The 17,074-nt window shown below is 42.0% G+C and carries 14 protein-coding genes; 9 read left to right on the top strand and 5 right to left on the bottom strand.

Features of this window, described 5'->3' with window-relative positions; genetic code table 11:
* Positions 1-3: 3 nt before the first annotated feature.
* Genes N596_RS04130 through N596_RS04120 form a run of 3 tightly spaced genes read right to left on the bottom strand, consistent with a single transcriptional unit; the run spans position 4 to position 3,327 of the window.
* Positions 4-1,218 (bottom strand): aminoacyltransferase, encoded by a 1,215-nt coding sequence (locus tag N596_RS04130; protein WP_023027076.1) that lies wholly within the window; start codon positions 1,216-1,218, stop codon positions 4-6.
* Positions 1,218-2,027: a sugar-phosphatase gene (yidA, locus tag N596_RS04125; RefSeq protein WP_023027075.1), complete on the bottom strand. Its 810-nt coding sequence runs from the start codon at positions 2,025-2,027 to the stop codon at positions 1,218-1,220. The genes N596_RS04130 and yidA overlap by 1 nt, the downstream gene beginning before the upstream one ends.
* Positions 2,017-3,327, bottom strand: a complete 1,311-nt coding sequence (locus N596_RS04120) for an HD domain-containing protein (protein WP_023027074.1) — start codon at positions 3,325-3,327, stop codon at positions 2,017-2,019. The genes yidA and N596_RS04120 overlap by 11 nt, the downstream gene beginning before the upstream one ends.
* Before the next feature lie 110 nt (positions 3,328-3,437).
* Here N596_RS04120 and N596_RS04115 point away from each other — a divergent pair, with 110 nt between their 5' ends.
* From N596_RS04115 to N596_RS04105, 3 genes are all read left to right on the top strand, one after another.
* Positions 3,438-3,821 carry a YwiB family protein gene (locus N596_RS04115; RefSeq protein WP_042361167.1) on the top strand — a complete coding sequence of 128 codons (384 nt, stop codon included), beginning with the start codon at positions 3,438-3,440 and terminating at the stop codon, positions 3,819-3,821.
* 194 nt (positions 3,822-4,015) lie between these two features.
* Positions 4,016-6,700 carry a cation-translocating P-type ATPase gene (locus N596_RS04110; RefSeq protein WP_023027072.1) on the top strand — a complete coding sequence of 895 codons (2,685 nt, stop codon included), beginning with the start codon at positions 4,016-4,018 and terminating at the stop codon, positions 6,698-6,700.
* 120 nt (positions 6,701-6,820) lie between these two features.
* Positions 6,821-7,489, top strand: coding sequence for an MIP/aquaporin family protein (locus N596_RS04105; protein ID WP_023027071.1), 669 nt, complete (start codon positions 6,821-6,823; stop codon positions 7,487-7,489).
* Positions 7,490-7,547: 58 nt separating this feature from the next.
* On the opposite strand, the gene N596_RS04100 is transcribed toward N596_RS04105, so the two are convergent.
* Complete coding sequence (locus N596_RS04100) at positions 7,548-8,405, bottom strand: metallophosphoesterase (RefSeq protein ID WP_023027070.1); 858 nt, start codon at positions 8,403-8,405, stop codon at positions 7,548-7,550.
* Between the two features lie 197 nt (positions 8,406-8,602).
* Between N596_RS04100 and prfB the strand changes: the two genes are divergently transcribed.
* The 3 genes from prfB (at position 8,603) to ftsX (ending at position 11,352) form a co-directional block, all read left to right on the top strand.
* Positions 8,603-9,698, top strand: a protein-coding gene (gene prfB, locus N596_RS04095; RefSeq protein WP_111674402.1) for a peptide chain release factor 2 whose coding sequence is annotated in 2 segments (ribosomal slippage) — positions 8,603-8,674 and positions 8,676-9,698 — 1,095 coding nt in all. Because the reading frame shifts where the segments join, the coding sequence is not laid out codon by codon here.
* Between the two features lie 42 nt (positions 9,699-9,740).
* Positions 9,741-10,433 carry a cell division ATP-binding protein FtsE gene (ftsE, locus tag N596_RS04090; RefSeq protein WP_023023829.1) on the top strand — a complete coding sequence of 231 codons (693 nt, stop codon included), beginning with the start codon at positions 9,741-9,743 and terminating at the stop codon, positions 10,431-10,433.
* Positions 10,426-11,352 (top strand): permease-like cell division protein FtsX, encoded by a 927-nt coding sequence (ftsX, locus tag N596_RS04085; RefSeq protein ID WP_023027069.1) that lies wholly within the window; start codon positions 10,426-10,428, stop codon positions 11,350-11,352. The genes ftsE and ftsX overlap by 8 nt, the downstream gene beginning before the upstream one ends.
* 192 nt (positions 11,353-11,544) lie before the next feature.
* On the opposite strand, the gene N596_RS04080 is transcribed toward ftsX, so the two are convergent.
* Positions 11,545-12,186, bottom strand: coding sequence for an MBL fold metallo-hydrolase (locus tag N596_RS04080; protein WP_023027068.1), 642 nt, complete (start codon positions 12,184-12,186; stop codon positions 11,545-11,547).
* A 158-nt stretch (positions 12,187-12,344) separates the two neighbouring features.
* On the opposite strand from N596_RS04080, the gene N596_RS04075 reads away from it, so the two are divergent.
* Genes N596_RS04075 through N596_RS04065 form a run of 3 tightly spaced genes read left to right on the top strand, consistent with a single transcriptional unit; the run spans position 12,345 to position 17,074 of the window.
* Positions 12,345-14,804, top strand: a complete 2,460-nt coding sequence (locus N596_RS04075; protein WP_023027067.1) for a bifunctional DnaQ family exonuclease/ATP-dependent helicase — start codon at positions 12,345-12,347, stop codon at positions 14,802-14,804.
* Between the two features lies 1 nt (position 14,805).
* Positions 14,806-15,813 (top strand): YeiH family protein, encoded by a 1,008-nt coding sequence (locus N596_RS04070; RefSeq protein WP_023027066.1) that lies wholly within the window; start codon positions 14,806-14,808, stop codon positions 15,811-15,813.
* A 16-nt stretch (positions 15,814-15,829) separates the two neighbouring features.
* Positions 15,830-17,074 carry an FtsW/RodA/SpoVE family cell cycle protein gene (locus N596_RS04065; protein WP_023027065.1) on the top strand — a complete coding sequence of 415 codons (1,245 nt, stop codon included), beginning with the start codon at positions 15,830-15,832 and terminating at the stop codon, positions 17,072-17,074.

Raw genomic sequence — 17,074 nt, 5'->3', positions numbered from 1 at the left:
ACCTTACTGTTTATTTCTTAGTTTTTTTCGTAATTGATAGGCTTTGTTAACAAGGGGATAAAGAATACTTGTTGGGAGGTTGAATTCGCCAACAAATTCTTCGATCATTGGATTAAATTTTGACTTGAAGTGGTAGAGTCCTCCATCTAAATGGTTCTCAACTCCTCCCATATTTTGCCAATCAGCTCCACGGTCAAAGGCATGCTGGGCTGTTTCATACCAAGTCAAAATAGCTGGTTGATAACGGCGGAAGTTCTCATCCATCCCTGCATAGACATTCTCTGAAGTGCCTCCAAATTCAAGAGTCAAGGTTCCAGAAAGAGAAACGATTTCTTGGCCGTCTTTTAGCTCTTGATTGAGAAATTGGATTTCTTCTTCCAAACGTTCTTTTTCTTGACGGTTGTTGTCAATCTTGCCTGGTTTTGTTTTTTCGTTAAAACGACTAGCTTCTGCTTGATTTTTTTCCAGTTGCTCTTTGAGTGAAGCAAGGCGTTGAGCCAAGTTAATTCTTGATAGAGTGATGTAAGATTGTCCTGCATAGGTTGTTAGCAGTTTCTCATAATAGTCTTTTCCACGAAGATGGATACCTTTACGAGCCTCTGTTTTTTTCATTAGAGCTGCAAATTCGTCTAAGAGTTCAGTGCCTCCAAAGATGACTTCGACTCCTTTATTTCGGGCGGTCCGAATGGCTTGCTTGGTGGATTTAGACAGTTGGTCCTCTGTGAAGTATTCCTTGTAGATATTGGCCTGGAAACGTGGTTGAATGGTTTCCCCCATATCTTCCGTCCGACCAACCCATTCCACTCCACATTCTTTTAAAGATTGGATAATCTCTAAAGTAGCCTCTTGATCCTTTGCCTCTTGGCCAATTAACCCTTTTCTAAGGAAAAGAGAGGGATCAAATTTGGCGAAAACAGCTCGCTTACTTTTAGCATATGTTTTGATGGATTGGAGCATAAAGGACACTAATTGGCTATTTTGGTAATCCATTATAGGTCCACGTGGGATATAGAGCATAGTAAAACCAAGTGGGAGTGGTTGGATTAAAATACTTGCAACTGCAACTAGTTTTTGATCTTGGTAAATCCCAAGGCGTTCATTGCCCCAGTTATCTTTGATCTTTGCCCAATCTGAGCTTTGAAGCAAATTGGTTTGGGGGCTATTTTTAACGAATTCATCATGTTCTTCGGCTGTAATACCGATTTTATAACTATACATTAATGGAGTACCCACTTTCTAAGGGCGTAAGCGACACCCGACTCATCGTTGGAGCGCGTGACGACTTTAGCGATCTTTTTTAATTCAGGACTGGCATTGTCCATTGCTACAGGGAGACCAGCAACCTCTAGCATAGCCTGGTCGTTTTCTTGATCTCCGACCGCCATCACTTGGTCTGGACTTAGGTTTAACTTGGACGCTAACTGTAAGAGGGCTTGACCTTTATTTACTGTCTTAGGTAATATCTCAAGGTAAAAAGGTGCGGAACGCACAATCGTAAAACGATCGTAAAAATTATCCGGAATAGCGGAGAGGACCGTTTCTAAGATGTCAGGTTCATCGACATACATACACTTGAGAACCGTATGATGCTCCATTTCTTCAGGAGTCCGATAGAAAAGATCCGAGTGGACCAATTTGGCTTCATGGATGGTATAGGTACCAATGTTACGATTAGCTGTATAAATGCCAGACTTGGTACTAGCGTGCATAGGAACAGCTAACTTACGAGCTAGCGCTTCAATATCCAAATAATCGTTGTAGGAGAGGTGTTCTTCATAGAGAGTTTCACCAGTGTGGGCGTCTTGAATCAGTCCCCCATTGAAGGTGATGACGAGGTCACCTGGTTGATCCAAATGAAGTTCCTCCAACAATCGAAGGACACCAGAACGAGGACGACCAGTTGCTAAGACAACATGAACCCCTTGAGCTTTGGCATCTTGGATAGCCTGGAAAACTTCGGGGGTTACTTGGCCGTCAGACGTTAAAAGGGTTCCATCGATATCCAAGGCAACAAGTTTAATGTTCATGTTTCTCTCCTGTGAAGGTATCGTTGATAATATAGGACTGGAATAATTGTAGTTGAGGTGTAAACAAGCTATTTTCAAGCAACATTTCTTTCGGGAAATAGAAGCGGTTATCCCCTTGTCTACTACCAGCTAAGGAAGCAACGATAGGAGAGAGTAGGGATAGCTCAGCTAATTTACCATCCTTTTGGATGATCTCAATTTGAGTACGAGGTTTTTCTGAATCTGGCCGGTAAACGTCGTAAGGAAGGTCAAAGTTTCGATGGATAGCTGTATAATAGATTGGATCAAAACCAACCTCTTGAATCAGTTGTTTGAGAGCAGCTAATTGTTCTTCATCCTTATCTTGAAAGAGAATGGATTTGAAAACCTTGCGATTGATAAAACGCTGGGCCAAATCAGAGAGAACAGAATCAGGACTCTCCATCCAAGATTGAAAATAGGTATTCATGACGCCGTCGTCCAAAGCCAAGTAATCGGCAAGGTTCACTTGGTGTTCAAAGAATGGAATCAAGCGAGGTGAAGTCGCGTGAAAGAACTCCTTGTGCGTAGCATAGAGATGACGTGCTCGCTTGAGTAGGTTTTGCAATAGGACTTCCATTGCTCTAGTGGCTGGGTGAAAGTAGACCTGCATATACATTTGGTAACGAGAAACAACATAATCTTCAACCGCATGCATCCCATTGACCTGAAAGGCAATCCCGTTTTCTACTGGACGAATAACACGCAAAATACGAGTTAAATCAAAGTTTCCGTAAGAGGCACCAGTGAAGTAGGCGTCTCGTAGAAGGTAATCCATGCGATCGACATCAATCTGACTAGAAATTAACTGCACCACTTGTTTATTAGGGTAGGTGTGGTCGATAACACTGGCAACCTTTTGAGGGAAATCTGGAGCTACTTGAATTAAAATCTGGTAGATTTCCGTTTCAGGACAGGTAATGATTTCCTGGGTCATTTTTTCATGATCTGTATCAAATAGTCCTTCAAAGGTATGTGAATAGGCCCCGTGTCCAATGTCATGGAGCAAGGCGGCAACCATGGTAAGGAGGGATTCACTCGAGTCCCATTGGTCGGTATATTTCTCATCAAAGATAGATAAGATACGACGAGCAATTTCGTAGGCTCCTAGACAGTGCGAAAAACGACTATGCTCGCCCCCATGAAAGGTAAACCCAGAGGTTCCCAACTGTTTGATGCGACGTAGTCGTTGAAATTCTTTTGTATTAATGAGCTTGTAAATGACTGGGTGATCCACGTGGATATAGTTGTGCACAGGATCCCGAAATACTTTTTCATTCATGCCTCTATTATAGCAGAAAACAGCTTAAATTGGTATCGAGAGATGGTTGCAATAGGAAAAAGAAAGAAGTTTTTGGTAAAATAAAGGAAAGAGGGAAAGGATGGGAACTTTTGAAAATTAGAATACAAAATCAGATTCAATTTGATGATCAACTCGAAGTGATGGATCAATATTACGAAGGGGAATGGAAGGAAAAGGGTGGCTATCACTATCTGCTTTACGTCAACGAAGAAGGAGAAAAAGTAGCTTTGAAATTCCATGATCAAGAATTGACCATGACTCGCTTCTCAACTCCAAAATCCATCATGAAATTTATGACTTCAGAGAAAGGTCATGCACTCATTCCAACTCCCCTAGGCATGCAGCAATTTGTGATTGATACCAAGGAATATGTATTGGAGCAAAATAAGCTTGGTTTGTCCTATCAGTTGTTGACGGCAGATGAAAGTCAGCAATTCGCTACCTATCACTTAGAATTGACTTGGGAAGACTAGTTTATCAGTAGTTTTTCTTGATTTTTTTACGAGTTGTGGTATAATGAAACCACTCAAGGGAGTAGCTGGCGGATTTCCCGCGATAGTGTCGTCATTACGAATTATTTCCGGCACTATATTAAACAGCGAGACTTGTTTTTTTAAAAAACAGGTCTCTTTTTTGTAAAAAGAGGCCAAAAAAGGAGGAGACTGTTTTGTCAAAAGAACAAAATAAAGACTTGTTTTACACTCAAACCGCAGAAGAAGTCCTAAAGAAATTGGACTCATCTATCGAAGGTTTGTCAACTGCTCAAGCTCAAGAACGCTTAGCGACTTATGGTCGTAATGAGTTAGAAGAGGGTGAGAAACGTAGCCTACTAGCTAAATTCCTTGATCAATTTAAGGATTTGATGATTATCATCTTGCTAGCGGCAGCGGCACTTTCTGTGATTACAGAAGGGATGGATGGTTTAACAGATGCGATTATCATCTTAGCTGTTGTTGTCTTGAATGCTGCCTTTGGGGTTTACCAAGAGGGGCAAGCTGAAGCGGCCATTGAAGCTCTGAAAAATATGTCTAGCCCCATGGCCCGTGTTCGTCGTGATGGTCATGTTATTGAGATTGACTCAAAAGAACTGGTGCCTGGGGATATCGTCTTGCTAGAAGCGGGAGATGTGGTGCCTGCTGATATGCGCTTGTTTGAAGCAGCTTCCCTTAAAATTGAAGAAGCAGCTCTTACAGGGGAGTCTGTTCCAGTTGAAAAAGATGTGACAGGACTTGTTGAAGCAGATGCTGGTATCGGGGACCGTGTTAACATGGCTTACCAAAACTCTAACGTAACTTACGGTCGTGGTATTGGTGTCGTAACCAACACTGGTATGTATACAGAAGTTGGTAAGATTGCGGACATGTTGGCCAATGCAGACGAAACGGAAACACCGTTGAAGCAAAGCTTGACTCAATTGTCTAAGACTTTGACTTACTTAATAGTTGTGATTGCAGTGATTACCTTCTTGGTTGGCGTCTTCGTTCGTGGAGAACATCCATTGGAAGGTTTGATGGTGGCGGTAGCCCTTGCGGTTGCGGCTATTCCAGAAGGACTTCCTGCTATTGTCACCATCGTTCTCTCTTTGGGAACGACAACCCTTGCAAAACGGAATTCCATCGTCCGTAAATTACCAGCGGTTGAAACGCTTGGTTCAACAGAAATCATCGCATCTGATAAAACAGGTACTTTGACGATGAACCAAATGACGGTTGAGAAGGTTTATACCAACGGTCAATTGCAAAGCTCGGCAGCAGAAATTGCTGCTAGCAACAATACGCTTCGTATCATGAACTTTGCCAATGATACCAAGGTGGACCCAGCTGGTAAGTTGATTGGGGATCCAACTGAGACTGCTTTAGTACAGTTTGGTTTGGACCACAATTTCGACGTCCGTGAAGTCTTGAAGGATGAGCCACGTGTGGCTGAATTGCCATTTGACTCAGACCGGAAACTCATGTCTACCATTCATAAGGAAGCTGATGGCTCTTACTTTATCGCTGTGAAGGGTGCCCCTGACCAATTGCTCAAACGTGTGACTCGTATTGAAGTCAATGGGGAAGTTCGCCCAATCACAGAGGAAGATAAGAAAGCTATCCTTGCTACCAACAAAGACTTGGCCAAACAAGCCCTTCGTGTCTTGATGATGGCTTATAAGACAAGCAATGAAATTCCAACCTTGGAATCTGAAATTGTTGAATCTGACCTTATCTTCTCTGGTTTGGTCGGCATGATTGACCCTGAACGTCCAGAAGCTGCAGAAGCTGTTCGTGTCGCTAAGGAGGCAGGCATTCGTCCAATCATGATTACTGGTGACCACCAAGATACAGCGGAAGCTATCGCCAAACGTCTTGGAATCATCGATCCAAATGATACAGAAGACCATGTCTTCACTGGTGCTGAGTTGAATGAACTCACTGATGAAGAATTCCAAAAAGTCTTCAAGCAATACTCTGTTTACGCGCGTGTATCGCCTGAGCACAAGGTTCGGATTGTGAAAGCATGGCAAAAAGAAGGCAAGGTTGTTGCCATGACTGGTGACGGGGTCAACGATGCTCCATCACTTAAGACTGCTGATATTGGTATCGGTATGGGGATTACTGGTACAGAGGTTTCTAAGGGAGCTTCTGATATGGTCCTTGCCGATGATAACTTCGCAACCATTATCGTAGCAGTTGAAGAAGGACGTAAGGTCTTCTCCAATATCCAAAAATCCATCCAATACCTCTTGTCTGCTAATATGGCTGAGGTCTTCACTATCTTCTTTGCAACCCTCTTTGGTTGGGACGTTCTTCAACCAGTGCATCTATTATGGATTAACTTGGTAACAGATACCCTACCAGCTATCGCTCTTGGTGTGGAACCAGCTGAGCCAGGTGTCATGACCCACAAACCTCGTGGACGTAAGTCCAACTTCTTTGACGGTGGGGTCTTTGGAGCCATCCTATATCAAGGAATCTTCCAAACTATCTTGGTACTTGGCGTATACGGATGGGCAATTCTTTTCCCAGAGCACCAGAGTCACGCAGAAATCCATGCGGATGCCCTTACTATGGCCTTTGCAACTCTCGGTTTAATCCAATTGCTCCATGCCTTTAACGTGAAATCGGTCTATCAATCGATCTTTAAAGTGGGACTCTTCAAGAACAAGACCTTTAACTGGTCTATCCCAGTAGCCTTTATTCTCTTAATGGCAACCATTATGGTACCTGGATTTAATAAACTCTTCCATGTTTCAAACTTGAGTTTGACGCAATGGTTGGTGGTTGCTGTAGGTGCAATTATGATTGTGGTTCTTGTTGAAATTGTCAAAGCCGTCCAACGTGCACTCGGTAAGGATAAAAACGCTATTTAAGCATTGAAAAGTCATCTTCGGATGGCTTTTTTTGTGTGCAGAAATGTCTGGGCATATTTCTTGAGTCCAGAATTGATTTTTGATAAACTAGACGACAGTTTGAAGAAAGGAAACTATATTATGAAAAAGTTTTTTGCTGAAGTAATCGGCACATTTATGCTTGTCTTTATCGGGACTGGCGCTGTTGTTTTTGGAAATGGAACTGAAGGTCTTGGGCATCTAGGAATTGCCTTGGCATTTGGTTTGTCAATTGTTGCAGCTGCATACTCTATTGGGACTGTTTCCGGTGCCCACTTGAACCCAGCTGTTTCTATTGCTATGTTTGTCAACAAACGCTTGTCATCTAAAGACTTGGTCAACTACATTGTAGCGCAAGTAGTGGGAGCTTTCCTTGCGACTGCTTCTGTCTTCTTCCTTTTGTCCAATTCAGGTATGTCAACAGCTAGTCTTGGTGAAAATGCCTTGGCTAAAGGAGTAACCCCATTTGGCGGTTTCTTGTTCGAAGTGATTGCATCCTTTATCTTTATCTTGGTCATTATGACAGTGACATCAGCTTCTAAAGGAAATGGTAAAATCGCTGGTCTTGTGATCGGTTTGAGCTTGACCTTGATCATTCTTGTTGGTTTGAATATTACAGGACTTTCTGTTAACCCAGCTCGTAGCTTGGCTCCTGCTCTCTTTGTAGGTGGTGCAGCTCTTCAACAAATTTGGATCTTTATCCTTGCTCCAATCGTTGGTGGTATCTTGGCAGCTCTTGTTGCAAAGAATCTCCTTGAAACAGAAGAATAAGCTATTTTAACGAAAAAAGATTTCGACTCCTTATGGGATCGAAATCTTTTTATTTTTTTTAGCAGTCAAGGATGGTTAAAGCTTGACGAAATTCATTTGCTAAATGTTGTCTTTTGTATTGATGAAATTCAGGTAAGCCCTTCACAGCATTGTAGCGTTTATGAAGGCGATACATTTGGGAAATCTTGTACTGAGGGAAGGACTTGAAAAAATCCTCCGTCAATTGCCATTCTCGAATATAGCCAAGGGGCCGCATGTGATAGTGAATGCCATCGATGACTCTGGAAGAATGGCGATGATGCAAGTGACCAAAGATCACATCTCTTACCCCATGTTTTACAAAGAGATCATGAAAAGCTTGACTACCTAAGAAGGCATTGAATTTCTGAAAGTAGGGGTGGCTAACGAGAAAATCCTTGTGGGGAACAAAGTGAAGAGCGACGATGATTCTACCATCTAAAGAAGCTAGTACCTGATCCAATTGGGAGAGAACTTCTTGCGTGATTGTTGGGTCGTCTAAGGGACGTTCCAATCTTCGATCAAACCAGAAAGTATTTTTGGTACGTAGGTGGACCTCCTTGCTCTTTTCAGGGACAAAGCTATAATCGTACCAACCAGCAAGACTGACTAAATGGCTATCTCCAAAGGTCTGGACTTGAAAATCATACTGATGGATTTCCTCCTCTGAGAGGTATAACATATCGTGATTGCCCAGATTAAAGGAAACAGGGAGCTGGGTTTGGAGCTCCTGAATAAAGGGGAGACTCATCTGCTTAAAGTTATTGGAAATGTCACCAGCTAGATGAAGGTGATCAATCTGTTCTTCTTGTAGGACCTGAAGGAGTTGCATGCGTTCGACCTCGCCAAACTGATTGGAATCCAGGTGCAGGTCACTCATAAAACCAATACGTGTCATATCACTAGTGTATCACAAGTTGATAAGAAAAAGAAAGTTAACCAACATGTAACAAATCTAACAATTATGTAACAAGGGAAGTGACAACGGCTTGGTTTTATACGATTTTTGTAGGATAAATGATTCCTACTATCTCTTACTATGTGCAAATGACGGGGTTTGTGGTATAATAGACTGATACTTAGAAAGAGGTACTTATGGATATTTCAGAAATCCGTCAGAAAATTGACGCGAATCGTGAAAAATTAGCTTCTTTCAGGGGGTCTCTTTGACTTAGAGGGTCTGGAAGAAGAAATTGCCATTTTGGAAAACAAAATGACAGAACCTGATTTTTGGGATGATAATATTGCAGCGCAAAAGACATCTCAGGAATTAAATGAGTTGAAACAAACCTACGAGAATTTCCATCAAATGACAGACTTGTTTGATGAATCCGAAATCCTTCTTGAGTTTCTCTCAGAAGATGAATCCGTTCACGAAGAGCTAGAAGAGAAGTTGATAGAGTTGGATAAGATGATGACCAGTTATGAAATGACGCTTCTCTTATCAGAACCCTATGATAATAATAATGCAATCTTGGAAATCCATCCAGGATCTGGAGGTACTGAGGCTCAGGACTGGGGAGATATGCTCCTTCGGATGTATACCCGCTTCGGAAATGCTCATGGTTTCAAAGTGGAAGTCTTGGACTATCAGGCAGGAGACGAGGCTGGGATTAAATCAGTGACGCTGTCCTTCGAAGGACCGCATGCCTATGGCTTGTTGAAATCAGAAATGGGTGTCCACCGTTTGGTACGGATCTCGCCATTCGACTCAGCTAAGCGTCGCCATACTTCCTTCACGTCAGTTGAAGTCATGCCAGAATTGGATGATACGATTGAAGTGGAAGTCCGAGATGATGATATCAAGATGGATACCTTCCGTTCAGGTGGAGCTGGTGGACAAAATGTCAACAAGGTTTCAACAGGTGTTCGATTGACCCACATCCCAACAGGGATTGTAGTGGCTTCGACGGTTGACCGGACTCAGTACGGAAACCGTGACCGTGCAATGAAAATGTTGCAGGCAAAACTTTATCAATTGGAGCAAGAAAAGAAGGCAGCTGAGGTGGACTCCTTAAAGGGTGATAAAAAAGAAATCACCTGGGGAAGTCAGATTCGCTCCTATGTCTTTACACCATATACCATGGTGAAGGATCATCGTACGAGTTACGAAGTAGCCCAAGTTGATAAAGTAATGGACGGAGATATTGATGGCTTTATTGATGCCTATTTAAAATGGCGTCTCAATTAAAGTCCTCCTTCTATATAAAATGTGGAAAGGAATTTTCAATACATGTCAATGATTGAAATGAAAGATGTTGTCAAAAAGTATGACAACGGAACGACAGCTCTTCGTGGAGTGACCGTTCATATTGAACCAGGAGAATTTGCCTATATTGTAGGACCTTCTGGTGCAGGGAAATCAACCTTTATTCGCTTGCTTTACCGTGAGGTGAAACATGATAAAGGAACCTTGAAAGTAGCTGGTTTTGACCTAGATAAAATTAAAAAACGCGATATTCCGATGTTGCGTCGAAATGTTGGAGTAGTCTTCCAAGACTACAAATTGCTTCCTAAAAAGACGGTATATGAAAATATTGCCTACGCAATGGAAGTAATTGGAGAGCGTCGTCGCAACATTAAGAAACGCGTTATGGAAGTGCTAGATCTTGTTGGTTTGAAACACAAGGTTCGTTCATTTCCAAATGAGCTTTCAGGTGGTGAGCAACAACGGATCGCCATTGCGCGTGCTATTGTGAACAATCCTAAAGTATTGATCGCGGACGAACCGACAGGGAACTTGGACCCAGATAATTCTTGGGAAATTATGAATCTCTTGGAGCGAATTAATTTACAAGGAACCACTGTTTTGATGGCGACTCATAATAGCCAAATTGTAAATACACTTCGTCACCGTGTTATCGCCATTGAAAATGGACGTGTTGTACGGGATGAAGCGGAAGGAGAGTACGGATACGATGATTAGAAGATTTTTCCGCCATCTCATTGAATCATTTAAAAGTTTAAAACGGAATGGCTGGATGACCATTGCTGCGGTTAGTTCGGTGATGATTACACTCGGACTAGTAGCGATTTTTGCCTCAGTGATTGCGAATACGATTAAGCTATCAGATGATATTCAAAATAGTGTACGAATTGTTGTCTATATGCGCAAGGATATACAAGATCAAAGCCCGCAGATAGAAAAAGAAGGGCAGATGGTTGATAATGAAGACTACAAGAAAGTCTATAATGCATTGACAGCCATGAAGAATGTTGATAAGGTTGAGTTCTCTAGCAAGGAAGAACAATATGAAAACTTGATCAAGACTGCCGGTAACAACTGGAAAATTTTTGATGGGGATGCCAATCCTCTCTATGATGCCTATTTTGTAGAGACAACGGCTCCTAAATATGTGAAAGAAGTTTCCAAGGCCGCTAAGAAAATTGAAGGGGTGTCTGAAGTAAAAGATGGAGGAGTTGATACTCAACGTCTCTTTGCTCTCGGAAACTTCATCCGTATTTGGGGCTTGATTGGTGCCGGTTTACTAATCTTTATCGCAGTCTTCTTGATTTCCAATACGATTCGGATTACCATTATTTCACGGAGTCGAGAAATCAAGATTATGCGTCTGGTAGGTGCTAAGAGTGGCTATATTCGTGCTCCTTTCCTTTTGGAAGGTGCGTGGATTGGCTTGATTGGTGCAATTCCACCTGCTCTCTTGCTCTATTATGTCTATAATATTGTCTACAAGTCCATGTACAATACCCTACAAGATCAGAAATTGTTCTTATACAGTCCAAACATTCTTGTTCCGATTATGGTCGGTGGATTGTTTGGTCTCGGTATTTTAATTGGAGCACTAGGTTCATCGATTTCAATGAGACGTTTTTTGAAGATTTAAGAATATAAAAGAGAGGCTGGGACAAAAGTCCTAGCCTCTCAATTGTCTTTGGATTGTCGAGCAAGACGCAGTGGTTGAGTGGGCTCTACTACGCTAATTTCATCAGCTTTTATAGCCCCCATTCAACTGTGCGGAGGTGGGACGACGAAATCGAATTCTAACGAATGACCGATTTCTGTCCCACTCTCTTTTTTAACGATTTCGAAAGAAGGGATTAAACATTTTTTCATGACCGATGGTGGTATCATTGCCATGACCTGGGTAAACTGCGTAAGAGGAGGGAAGAGTGAGTAATTGTGTCTCGATGCTTTCTAGGAGTTGGGGACCGCTTCCTGTCGGCAAATCGGTCCGGCCAATGGTTTCTCGGAAAAGGGCATCACCTGTCAAGACGAGATGATCGTTAGGAAAAACAATAGAGACACCTCCGATGGAATGTCCGGGTGTGTGAAGGACATAAAAATGGAAGTCCTTCAAATGGTAAGCTGTTCGGTAGTCAAAATGCTTTTCGGCTGGCTGGCAGATCACATCCATTAAGTCAGAATGTCGGTCTAGTCCGGAAAGATTGTCCACAGGACTTTGGAGCCAAGTCGCTTCATGAGCATCTACATAAACAGGTGGATGGCCATAAGTTTCCCGCACTTTCTCTAAACTCATGATATGGTCGTAGTGGGTATGGGTTAGGAGAATAGCAGCAATTGGTTTTGCGAGATGATCAATGCGCTTTCGGATATTTTCCCAAGCACTGCCAGGGTCAACAACGAGAAGATCGTGCTCGTTTTCAAGTAGGTAGGTGTTTTCATAAGCGATGGGGTTGACAATACGGTGGATTTTCATAAGAGCTCCTTTCTCTATTAGTCTATCAAAAATATGATAAAATAGCTGACTAAAACGCCTCTAGAAACCGAAGAATCATCGCTTGGTTGGATTTGGCTCCTTCAATGTCATAAAAACCCAAGCAAAGCGAGTCGGAAAATGATATAATTTTAAGTGCTATGACGACGAATGTTAAAAGAAAATATGCTGTCGTGGACCTGGAAGCAACCAGTGCAAGCAGCAATGCAAAAATAATTCAAATCGGGATTGTCATCATTCAAGATGGGCAGATTGTAGAGACCTATGAGACAGACGTCAACCCGCATGAACAACTAGACGAACATATTCGCCAACTGACGGGAATTACCAATCAGCAACTAAAAAAGGCTCCTGATTTTTCACAAGTGGCCAGACAAGTTTACGAAATGATTGAAGATGCTGTCTTTGTTGCTCATAATGTCAAATTTGATGCCAATCTCTTGGCAGAATCTTTGTTTTGGGAAGGATTTGAGCTCACAACACCCCGGATCGATACGGTTGAATTGGCTCAAGTCTTTTTCCCAACCTTAGAAAGATACAATTTAAGTAGCTTATGCGAAGAATTAGCGATCCCCTTGGACCATGCTCATTCAGCTATATCAGATGCCCAAGCAACCGCCCAGCTCTTTCTTAAGCTTCGTGAAACGATTGCTTCCCTACCAAGAGAATTGGTGGAAACCTTGCTGCCATTTTCTGATAATCTAATTTACGAGTCGAGACTCTTGATAGAGGATGCTTTCGAGGATACGGTAGCTTTTCATGGTGAGGACTTGACCTCCCGTCATGGGATTTTTCTTCGTAAGCCCCTTATCAGGAGCGATGCTAAGAATTTTTCTGATCAGTTTGATATTAATATCCAGTTGATGGGGATGGAAGCCCGCCCCTTGCAGAAAGAGTTTGCTCAGGCAATCGAAGAAAGTCTTCAGTCCTCTAGAGATGTAGCCACCTTTGTTGAGGGTCCTACTGGGATTGGAAAAACCTATGGCTACCTCCTTCCTTTACTAGCGCATACAAAGGACCAGATTGTTGTTAGTGTTCCGACCAAGGTCTTACAAGACCAAATCATGCAGCAGGAAGCAAAGATGATTGAGGACGTTTTTCAGACCTCTTTTCATAGTTTAAAGAGTCCTCAAAATTATTTAAAACTAGATGCCTTCTATCAAATTTTGCATGAACCTGAGGAAAATCGCCTCTGGAATCGGTTCAAAATGCAATTATTGGTCTGGTTGGCTCAAACAAGGACAGGTGATCTAAACGAAGTGGGGCAGCTTCATCGCTACGGGAATTTTGTTCAACGAATCCGTCATGATGGGAACCTATCAAAAAAATCTTTATTTTACACAGAAGATTTTTGGCGTCTCGGTCAAGAAAAAGCCAAAATGAGCCGAGTCGTGCTTACCAATCATGCCTATCTATTGACTCGTTTAGAGGACGATCCTTCATTGGTAGAAAATCGAACCCTAGTGGTGGATGAAGCACAAAAACTTTATTTTTCATTGGAGCAGTTTTCAAGGGCTTCCTTATCACTATCTGATTTCATGCTAGATCTGCAGCGTGAGATAGAAACAGAAAAATCCTTGTTGAAACGGAGGATCCTTGAAAGTCTCCAATTTGAATTAAATGCCATCCTCAAACATCTTGAATCAGGCAACAAAAAGATAGAGCTGAGAGCAGAACAGGTTCAAAAGATTCGCCAGGATTTATCTGAACTAGATAGTCCAGTTTTAGCGGAATTAAAAACGGTCTTTGACCCTCGTTTTCAAATTTTTTGGATTGACCGGACACAAGAGGACCAGCATCCGATTATTCGACTGCAATCTGGAAGAGAGGGCTTGGTTTCGCTTCAGGACTTTATTCCGACGACCACTAGACTTCTTTTGGTCTCAGCTACCTTATCGATTAGTAAAAAGGTCAATCTAGCTTCGATTTTAGGAATTGAGAACTACCAATTCATCGGGAAAGAACTGTCCTACCATCAAGGTCAAACCATCTTCATTGATCGAGAATTTCCTGATTTGACCAACCTGACTCAAGAGGAGTTAGCAATCTCTTTAGCGCGATATTTGGATGAACTAGCAGCTACTGGCTTGCCTCTCTTTGCCTTGTTTACTTCCAAAGACTTACTTCTAGCAACTTCACATCAGATGACAGTGAGTCATCTGGCTCAGTATAAAAATGGCGAAGCGGCAAATATTAAACGGCGATTTGATAGAGGGGAAGCTTCCGTTCTATTAGGATCCGGTAGCTTTTGGGAGGGTGTCGATTTTGCCCAGCAAGCAAAAATCATTCAAGTCATTCCTCGTATTCCTTTTGATAATCCAAGTGATTTTTTCGTACAAAAGCTACATGAAACCTTGCGTCTAGAGGGGAAAAATCCTTTTTATGATTATAGTTTGCCTCTAGCGATTTTACGCCTAAAGCAGGCTCTTGGACGCTCGAGTCGTTCGAGCGAGCAAGAATCTCTGGTTATTTTATTAGATCAACGCTTATTAAACCGTCAATATGGCTCGCAGATTCAAGCCAGTTTAGAGAAAATCGCTCCTCTTGTCATCGCTAAGACTGGAGAAATAAAAGTAGTTGTTGAACAATTTAGGAGTTAAAATGAATAAAAAATCTAATTGGTGCCAGTATCTTCCAGGCCTTATGATTGCAGTTTTTGCAGCAGGACTATCTATGGTATTAGGAAAAGCAGTGCCTATCCTTGGCTCTAGTCTCTTTGCCATCTTATGTGGCATCCTTTTGAATGCTAGCCAAGTCTTGCCTCAAACGAGTAGATCAGGTCTATCCTATTCAGGGAAAAAAATCTTGCAATATTCGATTATCTTGATGGGCTTTACCTTGTCCTTTCAAAAGGTGACCAAATTGGGCCTGTCTTCTTTGATCGTTAGTTTACCGACCATCAGTATTGCCTTTCTCTCTGCTTTTGCAGTGGGCTACCTTTTAAAAGCTCCAAAGATCTTAACGACCTTGGTTGGAATGGGGACAGCAATTTGTGGAGGATCTGCAATCGCGGCGGCTTCCCCTGTTCTAGAAGCTGATGAAAACGACATCGCTCTGTCCATGTCGACCATCTTTTTCTTCAACATCTTAGCGGTCTTCCTTTTTCCTTTCTTTGGTCACCTTCTTGCGATGACAAATCAGCAATTTGGTTTTTGGGCAGGAACGGCCATTAATGATACTTCATCTGTTGTAGCGGCGGCATTTTCCTATAGTAAAGAAGCTGGTGAAATTGCGACTGTTGTCAAGCTGACACGGGCCTTAATGATTATTCCAATCTGTTTTGGAATGCTGGGTATAAAACTTCTTGGACGGTCGAAACAGGATCGAGAAGGGAAGCAAGTGAAACTAAGTAAAATCGTTCCTTGGTTTATTTTCTACTTCCTTTTGGCCTCTTTAGTGACCTCCTTTGGCTGGTTTCCAAGTTCTTGGATTCCGTTCTGTAAATGGTTGTCACAATATTTGATGGCTATGGCCTTGGTTGGCATTGGAAGTCAAGTGTCTATTCAAGCCTTTCGCAAGCAGGGGGTAGCTCCTCTTCTTATTGGCCTTGTTGCCTGGGTAGCTGTATCCATTTCTAGTCTGCTACTTCAATACTTTTTAGGAATCTAAATGAAAGGGAGATGAAATGAAGAGACGTCAGTCTTTCAAACTTAGAGGAGATTTCTCCTTGATCACCACTGTTTTGTTGTTATTGGCATTTGGAGTGGTGGCAGTCTACATTGCAGTTTCAAATGATTATCCGGACCTGGTTTGGCCCATTTTAGGGCAACAGGTTGCCTGGATTGTTTTGGGCTGTATGATTAGTTTTGTCGTCATGCTTTTTAATACAGAATTTTTATGGAAAGTGACGCCTTATTTGTATGTCTTTGGTTTGGTCTTAATGGTTTTGCCCCTTTATTTTTACAACCCAAACTTGGTTGCTTCGACTGGTTCTAAAAACTGGGTAGCCTACAAGGGGATTAGCCTCTTTCAACCATCAGAATTTATGAAAATTTCTTATATCTTGATGGTCTCTCGTTCGATTGTTCATTTTTTACGAAACAATAGGGAAGAAGATCGAACGCTAAAAAAAGACTTTTTTCTAATTGTACAAATTGCGGCCTACACCATACCAGTTCTTGGACTCTTGGCCTTTCAACATGATTTTGGAACTTCCTTGGTATTTATGGCGATTTTCTCAGGAGTCGTCCTCATTTCAGGGGTCTCCTGGAAAATCATTTTACCAGTCTTTTTAACCCTCGTAGGTGGGATCGCTCTCTTTTTGGCCGTCTTTCTATCAAACGGTGGGCGAGCCTTTCTCCATCAAACTCTGGGGATGCCTACCTATCAGATGAATCGTATTTTAGCCTGGTTGAATCCTTTTGACTATGCTCAAACTATGACTTTTCAACAGGCACAAGGACAGTTGGCAATCGCAAGCGGTGGTTTATTGGGGCAAGGCTTTAATGTATCCAACCTGTTGATCCCTGTCCGGGAGAGTGATATGATTTTTACGGTCATTGCGGAAGATTTTGGCTTTGTAGGAGGTTTGGTTCTTCTCCTCTTATACATGTTTTTAGTCTATAAAATGTTGCGGATTACTCTGAAATCCAATAATCAGTTTTATACTTATATCTCGACTGGGTTTATTATGATGTTAGTCTTCCACATATTTGAAAATATTGGGGCTGTAACAGGAATATTGCCTCTAACTGGAATTCCCTTGCCTTTTATCTCACAAGGGGGATCAGCTATTGTTAGTAACCTCATTGGGATTGGCTTATTGTTATCGATGAGCCACCAAAACCGGGTAAGTGAAGAACGAAAAAAAGAAAGTCGACTATTGAGACAGAAACAACTCAGTCGGCTACAAGAGAAAGGAATCATTTAA

The sequence above is a fragment of the Streptococcus ilei genome (genome assembly GCF_000479335.1).
Lineage (GTDB): Bacteria > Bacillota > Bacilli > Lactobacillales > Streptococcaceae > Streptococcus > Streptococcus ilei.
This window is presented reverse-complemented; position numbering and strand designations above follow the sequence as displayed.

What these genes read in the sequence shown, in the direction of transcription:
- N596_RS04075 (WP_023027067.1), top strand. Translation starts at nt 12,345, where the DNA reads ATGACGACGAATGTTAAAAGAAAATATGCTGTCGTGGACCTGGAAGCA.
- N596_RS04120 (WP_023027074.1), bottom strand. Translation starts at nt 3,327, where the DNA reads ATGAATGAAAAAGTATTTCGGGATCCTGTGCACAACTATATCCACGTG.
- N596_RS04065 (WP_023027065.1), top strand. Translation starts at nt 15,830, where the DNA reads ATGAAGAGACGTCAGTCTTTCAAACTTAGAGGAGATTTCTCCTTGATC.
- ftsX (WP_023027069.1), top strand. Translation starts at nt 10,426, where the DNA reads ATGATTAGAAGATTTTTCCGCCATCTCATTGAATCATTTAAAAGTTTA.
- yidA (WP_023027075.1), bottom strand. Translation starts at nt 2,027, where the DNA reads ATGAACATTAAACTTGTTGCCTTGGATATCGATGGAACCCTTTTAACG.
- ftsE (WP_023023829.1), top strand. Translation starts at nt 9,741, where the DNA reads ATGTCAATGATTGAAATGAAAGATGTTGTCAAAAAGTATGACAACGGA.
- N596_RS04105 (WP_023027071.1), top strand. Translation starts at nt 6,821, where the DNA reads ATGAAAAAGTTTTTTGCTGAAGTAATCGGCACATTTATGCTTGTCTTT.
- N596_RS04070 (WP_023027066.1), top strand. Translation starts at nt 14,806, where the DNA reads ATGAATAAAAAATCTAATTGGTGCCAGTATCTTCCAGGCCTTATGATT.
- N596_RS04080 (WP_023027068.1), bottom strand. Translation starts at nt 12,186, where the DNA reads ATGAAAATCCACCGTATTGTCAACCCCATCGCTTATGAAAACACCTAC.
- N596_RS04130 (WP_023027076.1), bottom strand. Translation starts at nt 1,218, where the DNA reads ATGTATAGTTATAAAATCGGTATTACAGCCGAAGAACATGATGAATTC.
- N596_RS04100 (WP_023027070.1), bottom strand. Translation starts at nt 8,405, where the DNA reads ATGACACGTATTGGTTTTATGAGTGACCTGCACCTGGATTCCAATCAG.